Origin of the sequence: Roseateles flavus (assembly GCF_039872765.1) — a bacterium.
In the GTDB taxonomy this organism is placed as follows: Bacteria; Pseudomonadota; Gammaproteobacteria; order Burkholderiales; family Burkholderiaceae_C; genus Roseateles_B; species Roseateles_B flavus.
The window spans coordinates 99,378-116,593 of record NZ_JBDPZC010000006.1; the positions used below are offsets into that span (position 1 = coordinate 99,378).

Below are 17,216 nucleotides of genomic sequence, written 5' to 3' on the forward strand. Positions count from 1 at the left end.
GCGGCACCCGGATCAGGCCTGCGCCTCGCGCGGCCGCCTGGCCACCAGGGTGAGGATGTCGTAGCTCAGCACCGTGGCGCCGTGCTGATTGGTGACCTGCACGTCCCACACCACCACGCCCTGGCCGCACCGGGTGCCGCCCTGCGGCTTGTCCTGCTTGCGCTTGCAGGTGAGGCGCGCCTGGATGGTGTCGCCGATGCCCACGGGCTGGATGAAGCGCAGCCGGTCCAGACCGTAGTTGGCCAGCACCGGCCCCTCCCCGGGCCAGACGAAGAGGCCCGCCGCCGCTGACAGCACGAAATAGCCATGGGCGATGCGCCGGCCGAAGGGCGAGGCGGCGGCGGCCTCGGCGTCGAAGTGCATGTAGAAGTAGTCGCCCGAGACGCCCCCGAAGGCCGCGATGTCGGCCTCGGTCACGGTGCGCCGGTGCGTCAGCAGGGAGTCCCCCACGGCCAGGTCCTCGAAGCAGCGCCGAAAGGGATGGACCTCGACGTCCTGACGCGCCGCGCCGGGCAGGTATTGCTGCAGGCATTCGCCCAGGGGCGCAGGCTCGGCCAGCACGGTGCAGGACCGCAGCAGCGTCTTCAGCGTGGTGCGCACGGTGGCGCGGTCCAGCGCAGCCAGCAGCTCCCAGGCGCCACGCAACGTCTGCTCGGGGTCCGCGGCCTGGGGGGCTTGTGCGGGCGGGGCGGACGGGCCGTCGAGCAGGTGCAGGAAGCGATGGTGGCGGGCCAGGGGCTCGCTCCAGGCGCGGCGGTGGGCGGCATCAGCGCTGGCCAGCACGGCCAGCCCGCCGCGGCCGTCACAGCGCGGCGCCTGCAGGGCGGCGTCCAGCGCGTCGACATCGTCATAGGCCCACAGGGCCAGCACCGGGCCCAGCGGCGGTGGGGCAATGCCGGGCCCCTCCCCGCCCGCCGGCTGCGGCAGCTGCACGATGGCGGGGCCCTGTGGATCGCTGGCGAGGTCCCGTGCGCCCTGCGCCAGGGCGTCCTGCAGCCAGGCCTGGGCCCGCAGGCGCTGCACGGCGTCCGCCCCGCTCTGCCAGTGCCGGGCCGGGCGGCTGCCCTGCCAGGCACGCCAGCGCTGCTGCACGGCCTCCTGGAAGACCGCCAGCCGTTCGCGCGGCAGCCACACCGTGCGCACGGCATGCTCGTGCAGGCCCTGCAGAGCCTGGATGCCCAGCGCAACGAGGTCCACCAGGCGATCCCACGGCGGGCTGCCGGGCTCGACGGACGCATCCACCACCGCCAGTCCCGGCGCCGCCAGCTGCAACAGCCGTTCCGCGGCGCAGCCGGGCAGGTGCTCCCAGCGCATCTCGGCGCTGCCGGGCGTGCTCCAGACCTGCAGCTGGTCCGCGGGCTGCAGCTGCCCCAGGGCCAGGCCGAGGTCCACCCCCACCATGCTTCGAAGCACCGCGCCGCCATGGGGCAGGCCGCGGCGCAGGGCCAGCATCAGGGCCTCCAGCAGCGGGTGCTCCTCGGGGCACAGCACCAGGCAGGCCCGGCCGGCCAGCCAGGCGCGGGCAAAGCCCAGCAGCAGGTGCGCGCAGGGGCGATGCAGGCCCAGCACGAGCACCTCCACGCCCTCGGCGCGCGTCAGGACCTGGGCGGCCCAGCGGCGGCCGTCCTTGTCGAGCGCCAGCGGCTCGCCATCAGCGGCCAGGGGCGCGTCGCACCATTCCTTGGCGACCTCCTGCGCCAGCTGCCGGACCGCGGCCAGGCCGGCATCAAAGTCCAGGTGCTGGTCCCAGGGCGCGTAGCCGGCGAGCCAGCCCGCCTGCATCAGGGACTCCCTGTGCTGCTGCAGCTGTTCGCACAGCAGCAGCAGCTGGCGCGCGCGGTCCGGGAAGCCGCCCTGCGCATGCAGCGCGGACGCGGCCTGACGCAGGCTGGCGAGCTTGTGGGTCAGCTGGGTGGCGGGGTCGGGATCCCGCCGCGTATCGGCGTTCGATGGGGTCAGGTCTTGCCTGGCGCGCGGGCCGGTGGCGACGTGCGGCAGCAGGTGGTCTGTCTGGGCGTTCATGAGGTGCTTCTCCTGGAATGCGGCGGCGGCCAGCGCACCGCGAGGCGGCGCGGCGAGCGCGGAAAACGTGATGGGAGCGCGACGGGACGGTGCAGCGCTGCGCAGCGGATCAGCAGGCCACTTCAGGCGCCGGCTGGAGGCTCCGGCTGCGCCGCGCACGCACGGCTTCGGCGAGCAGGCGCAGGACCTCGGCGCTCTCGTCCCAGCCGATGCAGGCGTCCGTGATGCTCAGCTCCGGATCGGGCGTCCGGCCGGCCAGCAGATCCTGGCGCCCCGAGCGCAGGTTGCTCTCCACCATCACACCGACAATGCTGCGATTGCCTCCGCTGATCTGCCCGGCCAGGTCCGCGCACACCATGGACTGACGGTGATGGTCCTTCTGGCTGTTGCCATGGCTGGCGTCGACCACCAGGGCCTCGTGCAGTCCCGCCTTGCGCAGCAGTGCGGCCGCGGCGGCCAGGCTGTCCTCGTCGTAGTTGGGCTGCCGGCCGCCGCGCATGACGAGATGGGCGTCCTGATTGCCCAGGCTGCTGTAGACCCCCAGGGTGCCCTGCGGCCGCACCGCCACGTAGCTGTGCGGGTGGCGCGCCGACTGGATGGCATCCACGGCCACCTGCACCTGGCCTTCGACCCCGTTCTTGAAGCCCACCGGCATGTCCAGCCCCGAGGCCAGCTGGCGGTGCACCGGCGACGCCGAGGTGCGCGCGCCGACGGCCACCCAGGACAGCAGGTCGTCCAGGTAGCTCATGGTGGCCGGCGCCACGATCTCGTGGGCCACGGGCACGCCCATGGCATTGAGCTCCTCCAGCAGGCTTCGGCCGATTTCCAGGCCATGGGAGATCAGGCCGCTGCCATCCAGGAAGGGATCATTGAGCAGGCCGGTCCAGCCCAGGGTGGTGCGGGGCTTCTCCAGGTAGGCCCGCATGACGATCTCCAGCTCCTGGCCCCATTGCTCACGCATCTGCAGCAGGCGGCGCGCGTAGTGGCGGGCGGCCATGCAGTCATGGATGGAGCAGGGGCCGATCACCACCAGCAGGCGGTCGCTGCGGCCCTGCAGGATGCTGCGGACGTTCCTGCGGGCCTGCTGCACCGTGGTGGCGGAGGCCGCACTGCGAGGAATCAGGCGCTTGAGCTGCCCAGGCGTCAGCAGCTCACTCACAAAGCCGGGCGCGGCAGGCGCCACATCAACGGTCATGTCTCATCTCCTTCTGATCCGCCGCCCCAGGGCAGCGAGTGGATGCGATTGAGCCTCATTTGCAGCCCCTGAGAAACTGGCAATAGATGCAAGCAGAAGCCGGCGAGATGGTGACGGCTGTCATACGCCTGGCACATGTAGGGCGCAACGGGGCGCAACAGGGAGCCAAAGTGGCCGGTGGCATCCCCGGGCAATCCCCTGCCGCCCGCGCACAACGCTTTGTCGCGATTGGGGGCACCGGCCTGAATCCGTACAAGGCGAGGCGCCGGGGCCCCGACAAGATCGCACGGCGGCCACGATGCCGCGCCGCCTGCCTCGAGAGGGAGGCCGGACCACTTCACAACACACCTGCGAGACAGTCCCATGAAGACATCCCCTGCGCTGCGTCGACGCCTGCGGTCGCCGCTTCCCCTGTTCCTGGCCCTTCCCTTCGCGCTGGCATCGACCGCGCAGGCCGAGGACCTGCTGCTGCGCCTGCGCCACGACCCGCTGAACCCTGCGGCGGGCCTGCAGATCAGTCATGCCGAGAAAGGCAGCTTCGCCAGCCAGGCCCAGCCCGGCGAGGCGCGCGACGGCGACCTGCTTCTCATCGCCCGCGATGCCAGGGGCCAGGAGCTCTTCCGCCGCAGCATCGCGCACCCCAGCCGCCAGTGGGCCGAGGTGTTCAACCCGGCCACCGGCCAGATCCAGCAGGCCCGCGCCCTGCAGCGCGACGGCAGCGTGGAGCTGCGCCTGCCCTGGTCGGCCCAGGTCCAGAGCGTGGACATCGTCGAGCACAGCAGCCAGTTGGCCGCGCGCAATGCGCTGGCCGGCGCGACGCCCCTCAAGCGCCTGGCGCGGACCGAGCTGGACCAGCTGGCCGCGCGAAGCGCCCTGGACGCCAGCCAGCGCGGCCTCGTCAGCAGCCTGGCCACGCCCACCGGCAGCACCGTGCTGTGGAACAGCGGCGCCAGCGGCCAGCGCATGGACATCGTGCTGATCGGCGACGGCTATGCCAGCGCGGACCAGAGCAAGTGGGTGTCCGACGCCCAGAAGATCAGCTCCGGCATCCTGGCTGATCCGCTGTTCGCGAGCTACAAGAACTCGATCAACATCCGCCGTGTGGACATCGTCAGCCCGCAGTCCGGCGTGAGCGAGGGCGGGGTCACCCGCAACACGGCCCTGGGCACGGTGATCGGCTGCTACGGCATCGACCGCCTGGTCTGTGCCGACGAGAGCAAGGTCTTCACCGCCGTCGGCACCGTCACGACGGCGGACGCGCGCGACGTCATCATCGTGGTAGCCAACAGCACGACCTATGGCGGCGCCGGCGGCAATATCGGCACCATGACCATGCACCCGCAGTCCATCGAGATTGCCCTGCACGAGATCGGCCACACCGCCTTCAAGCTGGCGGACGAATACGACTACGGCACCTGCGATGCCAGCACCGAACCCAGCGAAGCCAATGCCACGCGGGCCAGCACGCGCAGCGCGGCCAAGTGGGCCTCCTTCATCAGCAGCGGCACGCCGGTGCCCACCCAGCCGGGCAGCTATGCCAATGGCACGGTGGGCCTGTTCGCAGGCGCCAAGTACTGCACCAGCGGCCTGTACCGCCCCACGGAAAACTCGCGCATGCGGGCCCTGGGCCAGCCTTGGCATGCCGTCAACGAGGCGCGCGCCGGGCAGGTCTTCAACAACTACACGGGCGGCTCGGGCAATGGCAACGGCTCGGTGACCGTCAACGGCACGCTCAGCGGCACCAGTGCCTCCGCAAGCTACCCCAGCGGCGGCAACGGCTACTACCAGAGTACGGCAGGCGGCACCTTCACGCTCAAGCTGAGCGGCCCCGCGGGCACGGACTTCGACCTCTATCTCTACAAATGGAATGGCAGCGCCTGGGCCGTGGCGGCCAAGAGCGAGGGCAGCACCTCCGTTGAATCCATCAGTTACAACGGCACGGCGGGCTACTACTACGCCCAGGTGAAGTCCTATGCAGGCAGCGGTGCGTTCACGCTGAGTTACACCTTCCCCAAGTGACGCCCCCTGGCGCCCGGCAATCAGGGATACCCGCATGCGGACATGCCCTGAGACCAGGCGCCAGGCGCCCCCGCGAGGCGGGGCGCTGCGTCAACATCCGGCACGGAGAGAGTGCAAGGAAGGAGCCCAACATGCAGGAAAGCATGCGTGCCCCGTGCCGGCCGCCCACGCGAGCCGAAGTCGACCGGCCCGAAGTCGAGCCGCCGGGCGTGGATCATCCCGCGCCAGGGCGGCCCTGGTGCGAAGGACCCGGCCTGCCCCGGGGCGAAGAGGCGCGCGTCGACGCCGCCACAGAGCAGGCCCTGCTGTTCGGCGCTGCGCAGACCGCGATGCTGTTCGAAGGCCTGGCCGGCTTTCTTTTCGTGGTCAAGGACCGGGCGGGACGCTATGTCTCGTTCAATGCCTCCCTGCTGCAGCGCCTGGGCCTGCCGCAGGATGCAAGCCTGCGCGGTCGTACCGTCACGGAACTGTGGCCGGATGCCCTGTCCCGCCGCTACCTGGCCCAGGACGAATGGGTACTGAGCCGGCGCAGTCCCCTGCTCTACCAGCTGGATCCCATCCTGCTGCCGGGCGGCGGCTCAGGCTGGTGCGTGACGCACAAGTACCCGCTGTGCTCGGCCAGCGGGCAGCTGCATGGCATCCTGTGCCTCTCCAAGGACGTGCCCGGCCTGCGCCGCGATGCGAGCGACGCGACCCTGGTCGAGGCCGTCGACGCCATGACCAAGACCTGCGAGCGCCGCCACAGCGTGGCCCAGCTGGCCGACATGGCGGGCCTGAGCCAGGCGCGCTTTTCGGCCCTGGTGCGGCGGGTGTTCGGCATGAGCCCGCAGGAGTTCATCGTGCGCCACCGCGTGCGGGCCGCCTGCGCCTTGCTGCGCCAGGACGAGGAGTCTCTGATGGACGTGGCCTTGGGCTGCGGCTTCTACGACCAGGCCCAGTTCAGCCGCCAGTTCCGGCGCGTGGTGGGCATGGCGCCCTCGGCCTACCGCCGCCAGTGGACGGCGCAGGCCTCGGGGCCGATGCCCTGGCCCTGGGAGCCCTGGGTGCACTGAGGCCGGGGGGCTCCCCGGCCTTCAGGCGCGCTGCAGCTGCCGGGCAAGTCCGGCACTGGTCCAGAGCTGCTGCGAGCCCTGCCCCTCGCCGGGCCCGGCCAGCATCAGCTCGACGCCCTGCAGGCCCTGCGCCCAGCGGCGCGCCTGGGCCGGTCCGGCCACCATCATGGCTGGCCCCCAGGCGTTGAGCTCGGCCACGCTGCGGCCCAGCAGCGCGAGGCCATGCAGGCCCTGGCTGGGTTCGCCGCTGCGCGGATCCAGGATGTGGTGGAAGCGTCGCCCCTGGCGCTCGAAGCAGCGCTCGTAGTCCCCCGAGGCGGCCAGCACGGCGCCGCTGGCGGGCATGTCGAGCACGCCCAGCCAGCGCGTGGGCTCGCGTGGGTCGCGCAGGGCCACGTGCCAGGGGCGACCGGCCTCGGCCTGGCCCAGGGTGAGGATGTCCCCTCCGCCGTTGAGCAAGGCGTTGGCGACGCCCTTCTCGCGCAGCACGGCAAGGCCGGCCTCGAGGATGGGCAGCTTGGCCGCGCCGCCGAGGTCCAGGCGCACGCCGGCGCGGTCCAGCGAGGCCCGCTGCCGGCGCAGGTCCAGCGTCAGGTGACGCCAGCCGCTCAGCGGGCGCTGGGCCTGCAGCTCGCCTTCGCCGGGGCGGTGCTCCATGCCGGGGCGGAAGTCCCAGCCCTGGTAGCTGCCCACGGTCGGGTCATAGCGGCCGCCGCTGTCCTGGGCGCGCTGAAGCGCGGCATGCAGCACGGCCATCAGCTCGCCGGGAAGAGGCAAGACCTGACCCTGCCCCGCCGCGTTGGCGAGCCGGTCCAGGGGATTGCCCGCCTCGAAGCGGCTCATCATCGCTGCGAGCGCGCTCATGCGGTCCCAGGCCCTGGCCATGGCCACGCGGGCCAGAGCCTCGGGCACGGCGCTCACTGTGAGATCGACCCGGGTGCCCATCAGCACCCGGCTCTCCTGCCACGCCGTGGCCGCGCCGCGCGCATGAGACGGCAGCGCGACGGCGCTCCAGGCCATCAACTGAAGGCCGCCCGCCAGCTGCCCCAGGCGGCGCAGGCATTGACGCCTTTGCATCATGTGTCCCTCCGGCTCGGGCTCACTCAGCGCGACTGGTCGGCCATGAAGTCGACGGCGGCTTTGACCTCGTCGTCGGTCAGCGAAGCGCCACCGCCGCGGGCGGGCATCATGCCCTTGGCGCCGGTGAAGCCCTCGAGGGCGTGCTTGTAGAGCACGTCCTTGCCCTGGGCGATGCGCGGGCCCCAGTCGGCCTTGTCTCCGGGCTTGGGCGCGCCGGCCACGCCAGCGGCATGGCACATGGAGCAGGTCTTGCCGAAGACTGACTTGCCAACGGTGTTCTCCGCGGCAGGCGCGGCCGCAGGGGCCGGAGCCGCCGTGCTGGCCGCAGGGGCCGCGGTGCTGGAGGAGGTGGACGGGGCGTCCTGCTTGCCGCAGGCGGCGAGGCTGGCCGCGGCCAGGACGATCAGGGTGCTGATCAGCGTACGGGTGGCCTGACGGCCGCTGGAAATCTGAGTCATGTGTGCTCTCCGCAATGGCCGCTGCTGCGATGCAGGGGCCGGACAGGGCGGATTCTGTGCATCTCGGAGCGGCCGCACAAGAGCGCCGTTTCCGTTAAAGCTATATTTTTCAGAAAAGTTTCAAACCTTGAACTGGATCAAGGAGGGGAACCCTGGCTTTCCAGACGATGCAGGCCAATCGAGGACGTCCTCCCCCAGCGCTGCGGCGCCGCGTCCCGAAGCCTGCGTTTCATTCACCAGAGGTCACCCCATGAAGGACGAAAAGAAGTTGACGAACGAGGAATCCAGCGGCCTGGGACGTCGCCGATTCATGAACTCCGCGGCGCTGGCCGGCCTGACGCTGGGCGTCGCCGCATGCGCCGAGAAGAAGAGCGAAGGCGCCCCCGCAGCCGCAGGCAGTGCCCCCGCGGCGACCGCTCACGGCGGTGGCAATGCCTCGCACCTGAAGCCCGGTGAGCTGGACAGCTACTACGGCCTCTGGAGCGGCGGCCACACCGGTGACGTCCGCGTGCTGGGCCTGCCTTCGGGCCGCGAGATCCTGCGCATCCCCTGCTTCAACCCTGACGCCCTGGTGGGCTGGGGCATCACCAATGAATCCAAGAAGGTGATGGGCACCAAGGCCGACGGCAGCCTGCGCTACACGGTGGCCGACACCCATCACGTCCACGCCTCCTACAAGGACGGCAACTACGACGGCCGCTACGCCTGGGTCAACGACAAGATCAACAGCCGCATCGCCCGCATCCGCCTGGACTACTTCGTCTGCGACAAGATCACCGAGCTGCCCAATGTGCAGGGCTTCCACGGCATCTTCCCGGACAAGGCCGACCCGGTCGATCCGAAGATCAACTACACCACCCGCGTCTTCTGCGGCGGCGAGTTCGCCATCCCCCTGCCCAATACCGGCACCGAGGACAGCAGCAAGTACCGCTCGCTCTTCAGCTGCGTGGACGCCGAGACCATGGAGGTCCGCTGGCAGGTGCTGATCGACGGCAACTGCGACCTGGTGGCCACGTCCTATGACGGCAAGCTGGCCGCCACCAACCAGTACAACACCGAGATGGGGGCGAAGTACGAGGACATGATGTCCGCCGAGCGCGACGCCTGCCTCTTCTTCAACGTGGCCCGCATCGAGGCCGCGGTCAAGGCCGGCAAGTTCAAGACCTATGGCGACTCCAAGGTGCCGGTCGTCGACGGCACCCGCGAGTCCAACAAGGACCCCAAGACCGCACTGACCGCCTACGTGAGCGTGCCCAAGAACCCGCACGGCGTGAACGCCAGCCCCGACGCGAAGTACTTCATCTGCGCTGGCAAGCTCTCGCCCACCGCCACCGTGATCGAGCTGGCCAAGGTGCTGGACTACTTCGACGGCAAGCTGGAAAGCGCGGACAAGGCCATCGTGGCCGAGGTCGAGCTGGGCCTGGGCCCCTTGCACACTGCCTTCGACGGCCGCGGCAACGCCTACACCACCCTCTTCCTGGACAGCCAGGTCGTGAAGTGGAACGTGGACGCCGCCATCAAGTTCCACGGTGGTGACAAGAGCGCCAAGTACGTGGTCGACCGCCTGGACGTGCAGTATCAGCCGGGCCACCTGAACGCCAGCCAGTCCGAGACCCGCGCTGCTGACGGCAAGTACCTGGCCGTGGGCTGCAAGTTCTCCAAGGACCGCTTCCTGCCGGTGGGCCCGCTGCACCCCGAGAACGAGCAGATGATCGACATCTCGGGCGACAAGATGGTCCTGATGGCCGACCACCCGGTGCGTGGCGAGCCCCATGACTTCATCATCTTCAAGCGCGAGCTGGTCAAGCCCAAGCAGGTCTACGCGCTCGAAGACTTCCCGCTGGCGGTGAAGGACCCGAAGGAGTCGGGCGTCGAGCGCAATGGCAAGAAGGTCACCGTGCGCCTGACCTCGCAGGCTCCGGCCTTCAGCATGCGCGAGTTCAAGCTGAAGAAGGGTGACGAGGTCACGCTGATCCTGACCAACCTGGACAAGGTGGAGGATCTGACGCACGGCTTCGCGATCCCCAAGTACAACGTGAACTTCATCGTGAACCCGCTGGAGACCGCGTCGGTGACCTTTGTGGCGGACAAGCCGGGCGTGTTCTGGTGCTACTGCACGCACTTCTGCCATGCGCTGCACTTGGAAATGCGGACTCGCATGATTGTGGAATAACGACCACCCCTACCGGCTTCGCCGGCCCCTCAAGGGGCGAACCCGTAGGACCGGCAGAGCCGGATCCTCGGGTTCCGTTGGGGGCGCCACGGCTGCGCCGGGCGCGCTTTGGCGCTCGGGCTCGGTTGGGATGGGCTGGCTGGTCCGGACACGTTTTCGATGGGAGTGCTTGTCGGGTGACTCGAGACCATTCGACAGGTTGGGAAAGAGAAGATGTCGGTAGTTCTTCGTTTCATCGCGGCCTTGTGGGCCGCGCTTTTTCTTGGCGGATTCGCGCGTCTGGCGCTTGCGGCAGATCAAGCGTCTGCGGCCAGGGCGCAGGAGCGCGGCACGCATCAGGCCTATGAGGCCCACTTGCCGGATGACCTGGCCACGGCGCCGGAGTTGTGCGCAAAGCTGGACTGTGCCGCGGTGTTCCCGGGCGCGGTGAGCTTCTCGCCGCGCAAGGGGCAGCCGCCCTATGTCGAGGCCTATGGCCCGGCTCACAACGGCGAAGCGCATGGTCCGCTGCTGGGCTATGTGATGCTGTCCACCGACATCACCGACACCCCCGCCTACTCCGGCAAGCCCGTGGTCACGCTGATCGGCATGGACCGCGAAGGCCGCTATGTGGGCGTCAAGGTGCTCAAGCATTCCGAGCCCATCCTGCTGCTGGGCATCCCCGAAGCCGCCCTGGTCAACTTCAACCACCAGTACGTGGGCAAGTCGGTGCGGGACAAGATCGAGGTCGGCCCCTCGCGCCCCGATGAGCAGGTGCTGGGCGTGGACGCCATCTCCGGCGCCACCGTGACCGTGATCGCACAGAACCAGGTGATGCAGCTCTCCAGCAGTGCCGTGGCGCGCCAGGTGGGGCTGATCTCGCCGGTGCACCGCGAGCCGCTGAAGGCCATCGAGGCCGGCACCAGGTACAGCTGGGAGCAGCTGATCAAGCTGGGCGCCGTGCAGCGCCTGCAGGTGCGGCCGGAGCAGGTCGGCCTGGATCGCGCTTCCGAACCCTTCATCGAGCTGTGGTTCGGTGACCTGAACCATCCCGATCTCGGCCGCAGCCTGCTGGGCACGACCGGCTACGAGAACCTGCGCAGCCGCCTGAAGGCCCATGAGCAGGCCTTCTTCATCATCCGCACCGCCGGTGCCGAGTCCTTCAAAGGCTCGGGCTTCGTGCGAGGCGGCATCTACGACCGCGTGCAGGTGCGCCAGGGCGCCGAGTCCTTCACCTTCCGCGACCTGGACTACCTCAACCTCTACGGCCTCGAAGCTGCGGGAGCGCCGGGCTACACCGAGTCGGCCATCTTCATCATCCGCGCGCCGAGCTTCTCGGCGGCCTATCCCTGGAAGCTGGCCTTCCTGGGCAACCGCGTGGACCGTGCCACGGGCCAGCGCAGCTTCGCCAACTTCGAAGCCAGGTACTGGCTGCCCGCCGAGCTGATGCAGGGCGGCCGGCCCGAGGTCGAGGAGGACGAGGCGCCCTGGCGCCGCGTCTGGAAGGCGCGTGCCCCTGGCATCGCCGCCTTCATCGTGCTGCTGCTGGCCGTGACCGTGGTCTATGCCCTGCGCGAACGCCTCACGCGCCGCGCCACGCACCGCAACAAGTGGCCGGTCAACCTCTTCAAGTACAGCGCCTGGGCCCTGTCCATCAGCTTCGTGGGCTTCGGCGTGATGGCCCAGCCCTCCATCACGCAGGTGCTGACCTGGTTCCATGCGCTGCTGTTCCAGTGGACCTGGTCGCTGTTCCTCTCCGACCCCTTCATCTTCGTCTTCTGGATCTTCATCATCCTGACCGTCTTCCTGTTCGGCCGCGGGCTCTTCTGCGGCTGGATGTGCCCCTTCGGCTCGCTCTCGGAAGCGCTGTACAAGATCGGCGGCAAGCTGGGCCTGAAGCGCTGGCAGCGCCGCGTGCCGCAGGCCGTGCATGACCGGCTGAAGTGGCTCAAGTACGGCATCTTCTTCGGCCTGCTGGCGGTGTCCATGGTGTCCATGAGCACGGCCGAGATGCTGGCCGAGGTCGAGCCCTTCAAGACCACCTTCCTCGTCGGCATCCTGCACCGGGCATGGCCTTACGGGCTTTTCGTCTGCACGCTGCTGGGCGTCTCGCTCTTCGTCGAGCGGCCCTACTGCAAGTACATCTGCCCCCTGGGCGCCGCCCTGGCCATGCCCAGCACCTTCCGCTGGTTCGGCCTGCGCCGCAAGATGGACTGCAACAGCTGCAAGGCCTGCGCCGTGGGCTGCGGCGCCCAGGCCATCGATGCGGCCGGCCGCATCGACCACCGCGAGTGCCTGCACTGCCTGGACTGCATGGTGCTCTACACCGACGCCGCCGGCTGCCCGCCGCTGGCCAGGGAGCGCAAGCGCCGCGAGCGCGACGGTCTGCTGATCACGCCCATCGGCCGCGACGGCTACTTCATCCCCCTCACCCCCGTGGCACCGGAACTGCCGGCCAAGGTGGCCCAGGGACCGGACCCGCGCATGCCCACCGAGCCGCAGCAGCCGCCCCACAAGGCCGATGCCACCGGCCTGCGCTGGCTGCTGCTGGAGCTGCGCGACCACCTCTGGCCCTGGAGCCCGCAGAGCCTGCGCGGCCCTCGTGCCCTGCTGCTCGCCGGCGTGGCCTTCGCGCTCGCGGCCAGCGTGGCCTGGGTGCTGGCAGCGACCGGGCGGCTGTCCGGCCCCGCGCTGATCCTCTGGTGGTTCGGCTGGAGCGTCTACGAGGTGCTGATCCGCCTGCAGGGCCGCCGCTACGTCAAGGACGGCCCCTGGTGGCAGGCGAACTACCGCCGCGCCAGCGTGATGGACATGCTCAGCTACGTGGGCTTCAAGAACCTGCTGCTGGGCGCCAGCTGCTTCCTGCTGCTCAAGGCGATGGGAGTGCTGCTGCCATGAAGCCTCCTACTGCAAGGTGGATCGCGGCGCTGCTGGGCCTGCTGCTCAGTGGCGCGACGTGGGCGGCCACCTGGCGCGTCAAGCCCGGCGAGGCCATCCAGCCGGTGCTGGACCGCGCCGCGGCGGGCGACGTGGTGGAGATCGAGCGGGCCTTTCACGACGAGTCCCTTCGCGTCACCAAGCCCCTGACCCTGCGTGGCCTCGACCGCCCCACCCTCAGCGGCGGTCGGCGCGGCGACACCATCCGCGTGACGGCGCCCGATGTGCGCATCGAAGGGCTGATCGTGCGCGACAGCGGCCACAGCCTCAAGGACCAGCACGCCGGCATCTACCTGCAGCCGGGCTCGCACCGCGCCGTGGTGAAGGACTGCGAGCTCGTCTACAACCTCTTTGGCCTGTGGATCGAGAAGGCCGACGATGTCCGCGTCGAGCGCAACAACATCACCGGCCTGCGCGACCTCAACACCTCGCAGCGCGGCAACGGCGTGCAGCTCTACAACACGCAGGGCGCACGCATCCTGGGCAACCGCATCAGCTTCGTGCGGGACGCACTCTATGTGGACGTCTCCCACCATGCCGAGTTCAAGGACAACGAGCTGCACCACAGCCGCTATGGCACCCACTACATGAACTCCTACTACAACCTGTGGGAGGGCAATGACAGCCATCACAACCGCGGCGGCCTGGCCCTGATGGAAGTGCGGGACCAGACCGTGCGCAACAACCGCACCTGGGCCAACACCGACCACGGCATCATGCTGCGCACCCTGCAGGACTCGGTGATCGAGGGCAATGTGGTCGTGGGCAATGGCCGCGGCTTCTTCATCTACGACGTCGAGTACGCGACCCTGCGCAACAACCTGGTGCTGGACAACGCCGTGGGCGTGCACCTCAGCGCCGGCTCGACCCGCAACACCGTGCAGGGCAACGACTTCATCGGCAACCGCGAGCAGGTGCGCTACGTGGGCAGCCGTGACGAGGCCTGGGGTGACGGCAAGGGCAGCCGGGGCCAGGGCAATCACTGGAGCAACTACCAGGGCTGGGATCGCGACGGCGACGGCCTGGGCGACCTGCCCTACGAGGCCAACGACGTGGTCGACCGTCTGCAATACCAGCACCCGGCCATGGCCCTGCTCAGCGGCAGCCCCGCCGTGCAGGCCCTGCGCGTGCTGGGCCAGCAGTTTCCCGTGCTGCGGGTGCCCAGCGTCGTCGACGCCGCCCCGCGCATGACCCCTCAACACCGCGACTGGAGTACCTGGCGTGACAAGCTCGCACAATGACAGCGGGGCCGTGCTGCAGCTGCGCGGCCTCTGCAAGCACTACGGTGCCGGCCCCACTCTGCTGAAGGCCCTGGACGGCGTGGACCTCGACGTGACGCCGGGCCAGCTCTTCGGCCTGATCGGCCACAACGGCGCCGGCAAGAGCACGCTGTTCAAGCTGCTGCTCGGCCTGATCCGCCCCACCGCAGGCAGCCTGCGCGTGCTGGGCGAGCCGGTGGACGGCCCGCGCTTTCGCGAGCTGCGCCGCCTGCTGGGCTATCTGCCCGAGAACCTGGTGCTCTATGACAACCTCAGTGGCCTGGAAACCCTGCAGTTCTTCGCACGGCTCAAGGGCGCGCCGCTGGCCCAGTGCGAACCTCTGCTTGATCAGGTCGGCCTGGCCACGGCCGGCCGCCGTGCCGTGCGCGAGTACTCCAAGGGCATGCGCCAGCGCCTGGGCTTTGCGCAGGCCCTGCTGGGAGAGCCGCGCCTGCTGCTGCTGGACGAGCCCACCACCGGCCTGGACCCCGCCGCCATCCGCGACTTCTACCAGCAGCTGGACGCCCTGCGCGCGCGCGGCGTGACGCTGGTGATCAGCTCCCACATCCTGGCCGAGCTGCAGGGCCGCGTGGACGCGCTGGCCATGCTCAGCGCCGGCCGGCTCAAGGCCCAAGGCACGGTGCAGGCCCTGCGCGAGCGTTCAGCCATGCCGCTTCGATTCCTGCTCAGCGGGACGCCGGCCCAGCTGGACGCACTGCCCCAGCAGCTGTCGGGCCTCATGGAGCGCCTGCAGCTGCAGTGCGTGGGCACCGGGCAGGCCTGCCTGCGCTGCCCGCGCGAGCTGAAGATGCCCGTGCTGCAGCGCCTGTCCGCGCTGGCGCTGGCGGACCTGAGCATCCAGGAGCCCAGCCTGGAAGACGTGTACTTCGAGCTCCGGGAGGCCGCATGAGCGCCGCACTGCAATGGCATGCCCTGGCCACCCTGGCGGGCAAGGAATTCCGCGACCGTCTGCGCAACCGCTGGGTGCTGGCGGTGGCCCTGGTCTTCACCGCCTTTTCTCTGGCCATCACCTATTTCGGCAGCGCCGCGCAGGGCGTGGTGGGGCCGCGCTCCATCGAGCTGACCATCGCCAGCCTGGTGAGCCTGGTGATCTACCTGATCCCGCTGATCGCCTTGCTGCTGGGCTTCGATGCCGTCGTGGGCGAGCGTGAACGCGGCTCCCTGGACCTGCTGCTGGCCCATCCGCTGACGCGGCTGGAGCTGCTGCTGGGCAAGTACCTGGGCCTGGCCGCGGCGCTGAGCCTGTCAACGCTGATCGGCTTCGCGCTGGTGGGCGTGCTGCTGTGGCAGCGCTTCGGGCAGTCCGCGCTCTACCACTACAGCGGCTTCGTGCTGAGTTCCGTGCTGCTGGGCCTGGCCTTCCTGAGCCTGGCGATGCTGATCTCGGTGCTGGCGCGGGACCGCACCCGGGCCTCGGGCCTGGCCATCAGCCTGTGGTTCGTGCTGGTGCTGGTCTTCGACCTGGCGCTGATGGGCCTGCTGGTGGCCAGCCAGGGTCAGGTGGGCGGCGAGGCCCTGGCCTACGTGCTGCTGCTGAACCCGGCAGACCTGTTCCGCATCCTCAACGTCTTTGCGCTGGACGATGTCCGGCGCCTCTACGGCCTGGCGGCGGTGGTGCCGCCCAGCCTGGGCCAGCCCTGGCTGCTGGCCACCGCCATGCTGGGCTGGATTTTCGCCCCGCTGGCCCTTGCCTCCTGGAGATTCAAGCCATGAACACCCGGCCCACCCGCCTGCCTGCGCTGACCCGTCGCCAGGGTCTTGCCCTGGGACTTCTCGGCCTGGTCGGCACCCTCAGTGCCTGCGGCAAGCAGGACGAGGCGCCGCCCGCGCCCAGCGACATCATCGCCGGCCTCAGCTGTGACCTCGACGGCATGCTGCTCGCCGACTACCCGGGCCCCAAGGGCCAGATCCTCTACGTGGGCGAGAGCAAGCCGCACTGGTTCTGCGACACCGTCGAGCTCTTCAACGTGCTGCTCAAGCCCGAGCAGCAGCGCGCCGTGCGCGTCGCCTACACCCAGGACATGGCACAAGCCGACTGGGAGATCCCGCGGGGCCACTGGTTTGACGTCCGCCAGGGCTTCTACGTGCTGGGCAGCAAGCGCCAGGGGTCCATGGGCCCGACCATCGCCAGCTTCAAGGAGCAGGCCGCGGCCCAGGCTTTCGCCCAGGCCTTCGGGGGCAAGGTGCTCGCCTTTGCCGCGCTGAAGCCCGACATGGTGGATCTCAGCGGCGGCGCCCAGCAGGACAGCCGGATGTGAGTCCCGCCATGGCTACGCAGCGCCCCCTGCCCCTCAGCCGCCGCTGGCTGCTGCTGGGCCTGGGCCTGCCTGCCCTGGCCGGCAGCTACGGCGCCTTCGCGGCCTGGCGACAGGACCGGGCCGAGGCGCCCGCCGATGCGCAGGACATCTGCCGCGTCGCCCCTCTGCAGGCCTGGACGCCGGCCCTGGGCAGCGACCCACTGGCCGCCCGCCTGCCGCCGCCCGAGGCTCGCTGCCCGGTCTGCGGCATGTACCCCGCCCGCCAGCCCCGCTGGGCCTGCCAGCTGATCTACCGGGACGGCGCCGCGCACTTCTTCGACGCCGCCCTGGACCTGCTGCTCTATCTGCAGGACCCCGGCCGCCATGCGCCGGGCTACGGCCGGCCGGACATCGCCCGCATCTATCTGGCCGACGCTTCGGCCCCCGGTGTCGCCTGGCTCCCTGCGGACAGCAGCACGCTGATCCTGGACAGCGCCTGGCCCCCCGCTGCCAGCACGCCCATGCGGCGGGGCGCCCTGCCCGCCTTCCCGGATGCGACCCAGGCCCGCCGCGTGCAGGTCGCCCATGGCGGCGAGCTGTGGCCCTGGCAGCACCTGCAGGCCCTGCCCCCCGCGCAATGGCCGCCTGCGCTGCGCGAATTGGGCCCGCGGCACGCGCATACGGTGCGCTGATCGCCCGCGCGCATAACCCCACTGCTGCCGACGAATTCCCGGATCGGTGCGCGTGACAGCGCATACTCGCGTGCTTGTTTCCATGGAGCGGC

The 17,216-nt window shown here is 69.9% G+C and carries 13 protein-coding genes; 9 read left to right on the forward strand and 4 right to left on the reverse strand.

Annotation, left to right across the window (positions count from 1 at the left end; genetic code table 11):
• Positions 1-12 precede the first annotated feature (12 nt).
• Both ABDJ40_RS13790 and ABDJ40_RS13795 read right to left on the reverse strand, forming a co-directional pair.
• The gene (locus ABDJ40_RS13790; RefSeq protein WP_347610607.1) at positions 13-2,022 is read right to left on the reverse strand and encodes a MaoC/PaaZ C-terminal domain-containing protein; all 2,010 of its coding nucleotides are present in this window, start codon (positions 2,020-2,022) and stop codon (positions 13-15) included.
• Positions 2,023-2,131: 109 nt separating this feature from the next.
• Positions 2,132-3,217, reverse strand: a complete 1,086-nt coding sequence (locus tag ABDJ40_RS13795) for a 3-deoxy-7-phosphoheptulonate synthase (protein ID WP_347610609.1) — start codon at positions 3,215-3,217, stop codon at positions 2,132-2,134.
• Positions 3,218-3,580: 363 nt separating this feature from the next.
• Between ABDJ40_RS13795 and ABDJ40_RS13800 the strand changes: the two genes are divergently transcribed.
• The gene (locus ABDJ40_RS13800; protein WP_347610611.1) at positions 3,581-5,236 is read left to right on the forward strand and encodes a M64 family metallopeptidase; all 1,656 of its coding nucleotides are present in this window, start codon (positions 3,581-3,583) and stop codon (positions 5,234-5,236) included.
• Between the two features lie 131 nt (positions 5,237-5,367).
• Complete coding sequence (locus tag ABDJ40_RS13805; protein WP_347610612.1) at positions 5,368-6,288, forward strand: AraC family transcriptional regulator; 921 nt, start codon at positions 5,368-5,370, stop codon at positions 6,286-6,288.
• A gap of 21 nt (positions 6,289-6,309) precedes the next feature.
• Here the strand turns inward: ABDJ40_RS13805 and ABDJ40_RS13810 are convergent, their stop codons facing one another.
• Positions 6,310-7,368 (reverse strand): FAD:protein FMN transferase, encoded by a 1,059-nt coding sequence (locus ABDJ40_RS13810; RefSeq protein WP_347610614.1) that lies wholly within the window; start codon positions 7,366-7,368, stop codon positions 6,310-6,312.
• A gap of 23 nt (positions 7,369-7,391) precedes the next feature.
• Positions 7,392-7,826, reverse strand: coding sequence for a c-type cytochrome (locus ABDJ40_RS13815; protein ID WP_347610616.1), 435 nt, complete (start codon positions 7,824-7,826; stop codon positions 7,392-7,394).
• Positions 7,827-8,076: 250 nt separating this feature from the next.
• On the opposite strand from ABDJ40_RS13815, the gene nosZ reads away from it, so the two are divergent.
• The 7 genes from nosZ to ABDJ40_RS13850 all read left to right on the forward strand — a co-directional run bounded on the left by nosZ (position 8,077) and on the right by ABDJ40_RS13850 (position 17,124).
• Entirely contained in the window at positions 8,077-9,999 is a 1,923-nt protein-coding gene (nosZ, locus tag ABDJ40_RS13820) for a TAT-dependent nitrous-oxide reductase (protein ID WP_347610618.1), read from the forward strand.
• Positions 10,000-10,212: 213 nt separating this feature from the next.
• Positions 10,213-12,876 carry a 4Fe-4S binding protein gene (locus ABDJ40_RS13825; RefSeq protein ID WP_347610620.1) on the forward strand — a complete coding sequence of 888 codons (2,664 nt, stop codon included), beginning with the start codon at positions 10,213-10,215 and terminating at the stop codon, positions 12,874-12,876.
• On the forward strand, positions 12,873-14,156 hold the full coding sequence (locus ABDJ40_RS13830) for a nitrous oxide reductase family maturation protein NosD (protein ID WP_347610622.1): 1,284 nt from the start codon (positions 12,873-12,875) through the stop codon (positions 14,154-14,156). The genes ABDJ40_RS13825 and ABDJ40_RS13830 overlap by 4 nt, the downstream gene beginning before the upstream one ends.
• Entirely contained in the window at positions 14,137-15,084 is a 948-nt protein-coding gene (locus tag ABDJ40_RS13835; protein WP_347610624.1) for an ABC transporter ATP-binding protein, read from the forward strand. The genes ABDJ40_RS13830 and ABDJ40_RS13835 overlap by 20 nt, the downstream gene beginning before the upstream one ends.
• Positions 15,081-15,908: an ABC transporter permease gene (locus ABDJ40_RS13840; RefSeq protein WP_347610626.1), complete on the forward strand. Its 828-nt coding sequence runs from the start codon at positions 15,081-15,083 to the stop codon at positions 15,906-15,908. The genes ABDJ40_RS13835 and ABDJ40_RS13840 overlap by 4 nt, the downstream gene beginning before the upstream one ends.
• On the forward strand, positions 15,905-16,453 hold the full coding sequence (locus ABDJ40_RS13845; protein ID WP_347610628.1) for a nitrous oxide reductase accessory protein NosL: 549 nt from the start codon (positions 15,905-15,907) through the stop codon (positions 16,451-16,453). Before ABDJ40_RS13840 ends, ABDJ40_RS13845 begins: the two co-directional genes overlap by 4 nt.
• A gap of 8 nt (positions 16,454-16,461) precedes the next feature.
• On the forward strand, positions 16,462-17,124 hold the full coding sequence (locus ABDJ40_RS13850) for a nitrous oxide reductase accessory protein NosL (protein ID WP_347610630.1): 663 nt from the start codon (positions 16,462-16,464) through the stop codon (positions 17,122-17,124).
• Positions 17,125-17,216: the final 92 nt, after the last annotated feature.

Bases quoted from the DNA above. Each gene is read 5' to 3' on its own strand.
- ABDJ40_RS13790 (WP_347610607.1), bottom strand. From the start codon at position 2,022: ATGAACGCCCAGACAGACCACCTGCTGCCGCACGTCGCCACCGGCCCG.
- ABDJ40_RS13795 (WP_347610609.1), bottom strand. From the start codon at position 3,217: ATGACCGTTGATGTGGCGCCTGCCGCGCCCGGCTTTGTGAGTGAGCTG.
- ABDJ40_RS13800 (WP_347610611.1), top strand. From the start codon at position 3,581: ATGAAGACATCCCCTGCGCTGCGTCGACGCCTGCGGTCGCCGCTTCCC.
- ABDJ40_RS13805 (WP_347610612.1), top strand. From the start codon at position 5,368: ATGCAGGAAAGCATGCGTGCCCCGTGCCGGCCGCCCACGCGAGCCGAA.
- ABDJ40_RS13810 (WP_347610614.1), bottom strand. From the start codon at position 7,368: ATGATGCAAAGGCGTCAATGCCTGCGCCGCCTGGGGCAGCTGGCGGGC.
- ABDJ40_RS13815 (WP_347610616.1), bottom strand. From the start codon at position 7,826: ATGACTCAGATTTCCAGCGGCCGTCAGGCCACCCGTACGCTGATCAGC.
- nosZ (WP_347610618.1), top strand. From the start codon at position 8,077: ATGAAGGACGAAAAGAAGTTGACGAACGAGGAATCCAGCGGCCTGGGA.
- ABDJ40_RS13825 (WP_347610620.1), top strand. From the start codon at position 10,213: ATGTCGGTAGTTCTTCGTTTCATCGCGGCCTTGTGGGCCGCGCTTTTT.
- ABDJ40_RS13830 (WP_347610622.1), top strand. From the start codon at position 12,873: ATGAAGCCTCCTACTGCAAGGTGGATCGCGGCGCTGCTGGGCCTGCTG.
- ABDJ40_RS13840 (WP_347610626.1), top strand. From the start codon at position 15,081: ATGAGCGCCGCACTGCAATGGCATGCCCTGGCCACCCTGGCGGGCAAG.
- ABDJ40_RS13845 (WP_347610628.1), top strand. From the start codon at position 15,905: ATGAACACCCGGCCCACCCGCCTGCCTGCGCTGACCCGTCGCCAGGGT.
- ABDJ40_RS13850 (WP_347610630.1), top strand. From the start codon at position 16,462: ATGGCTACGCAGCGCCCCCTGCCCCTCAGCCGCCGCTGGCTGCTGCTG.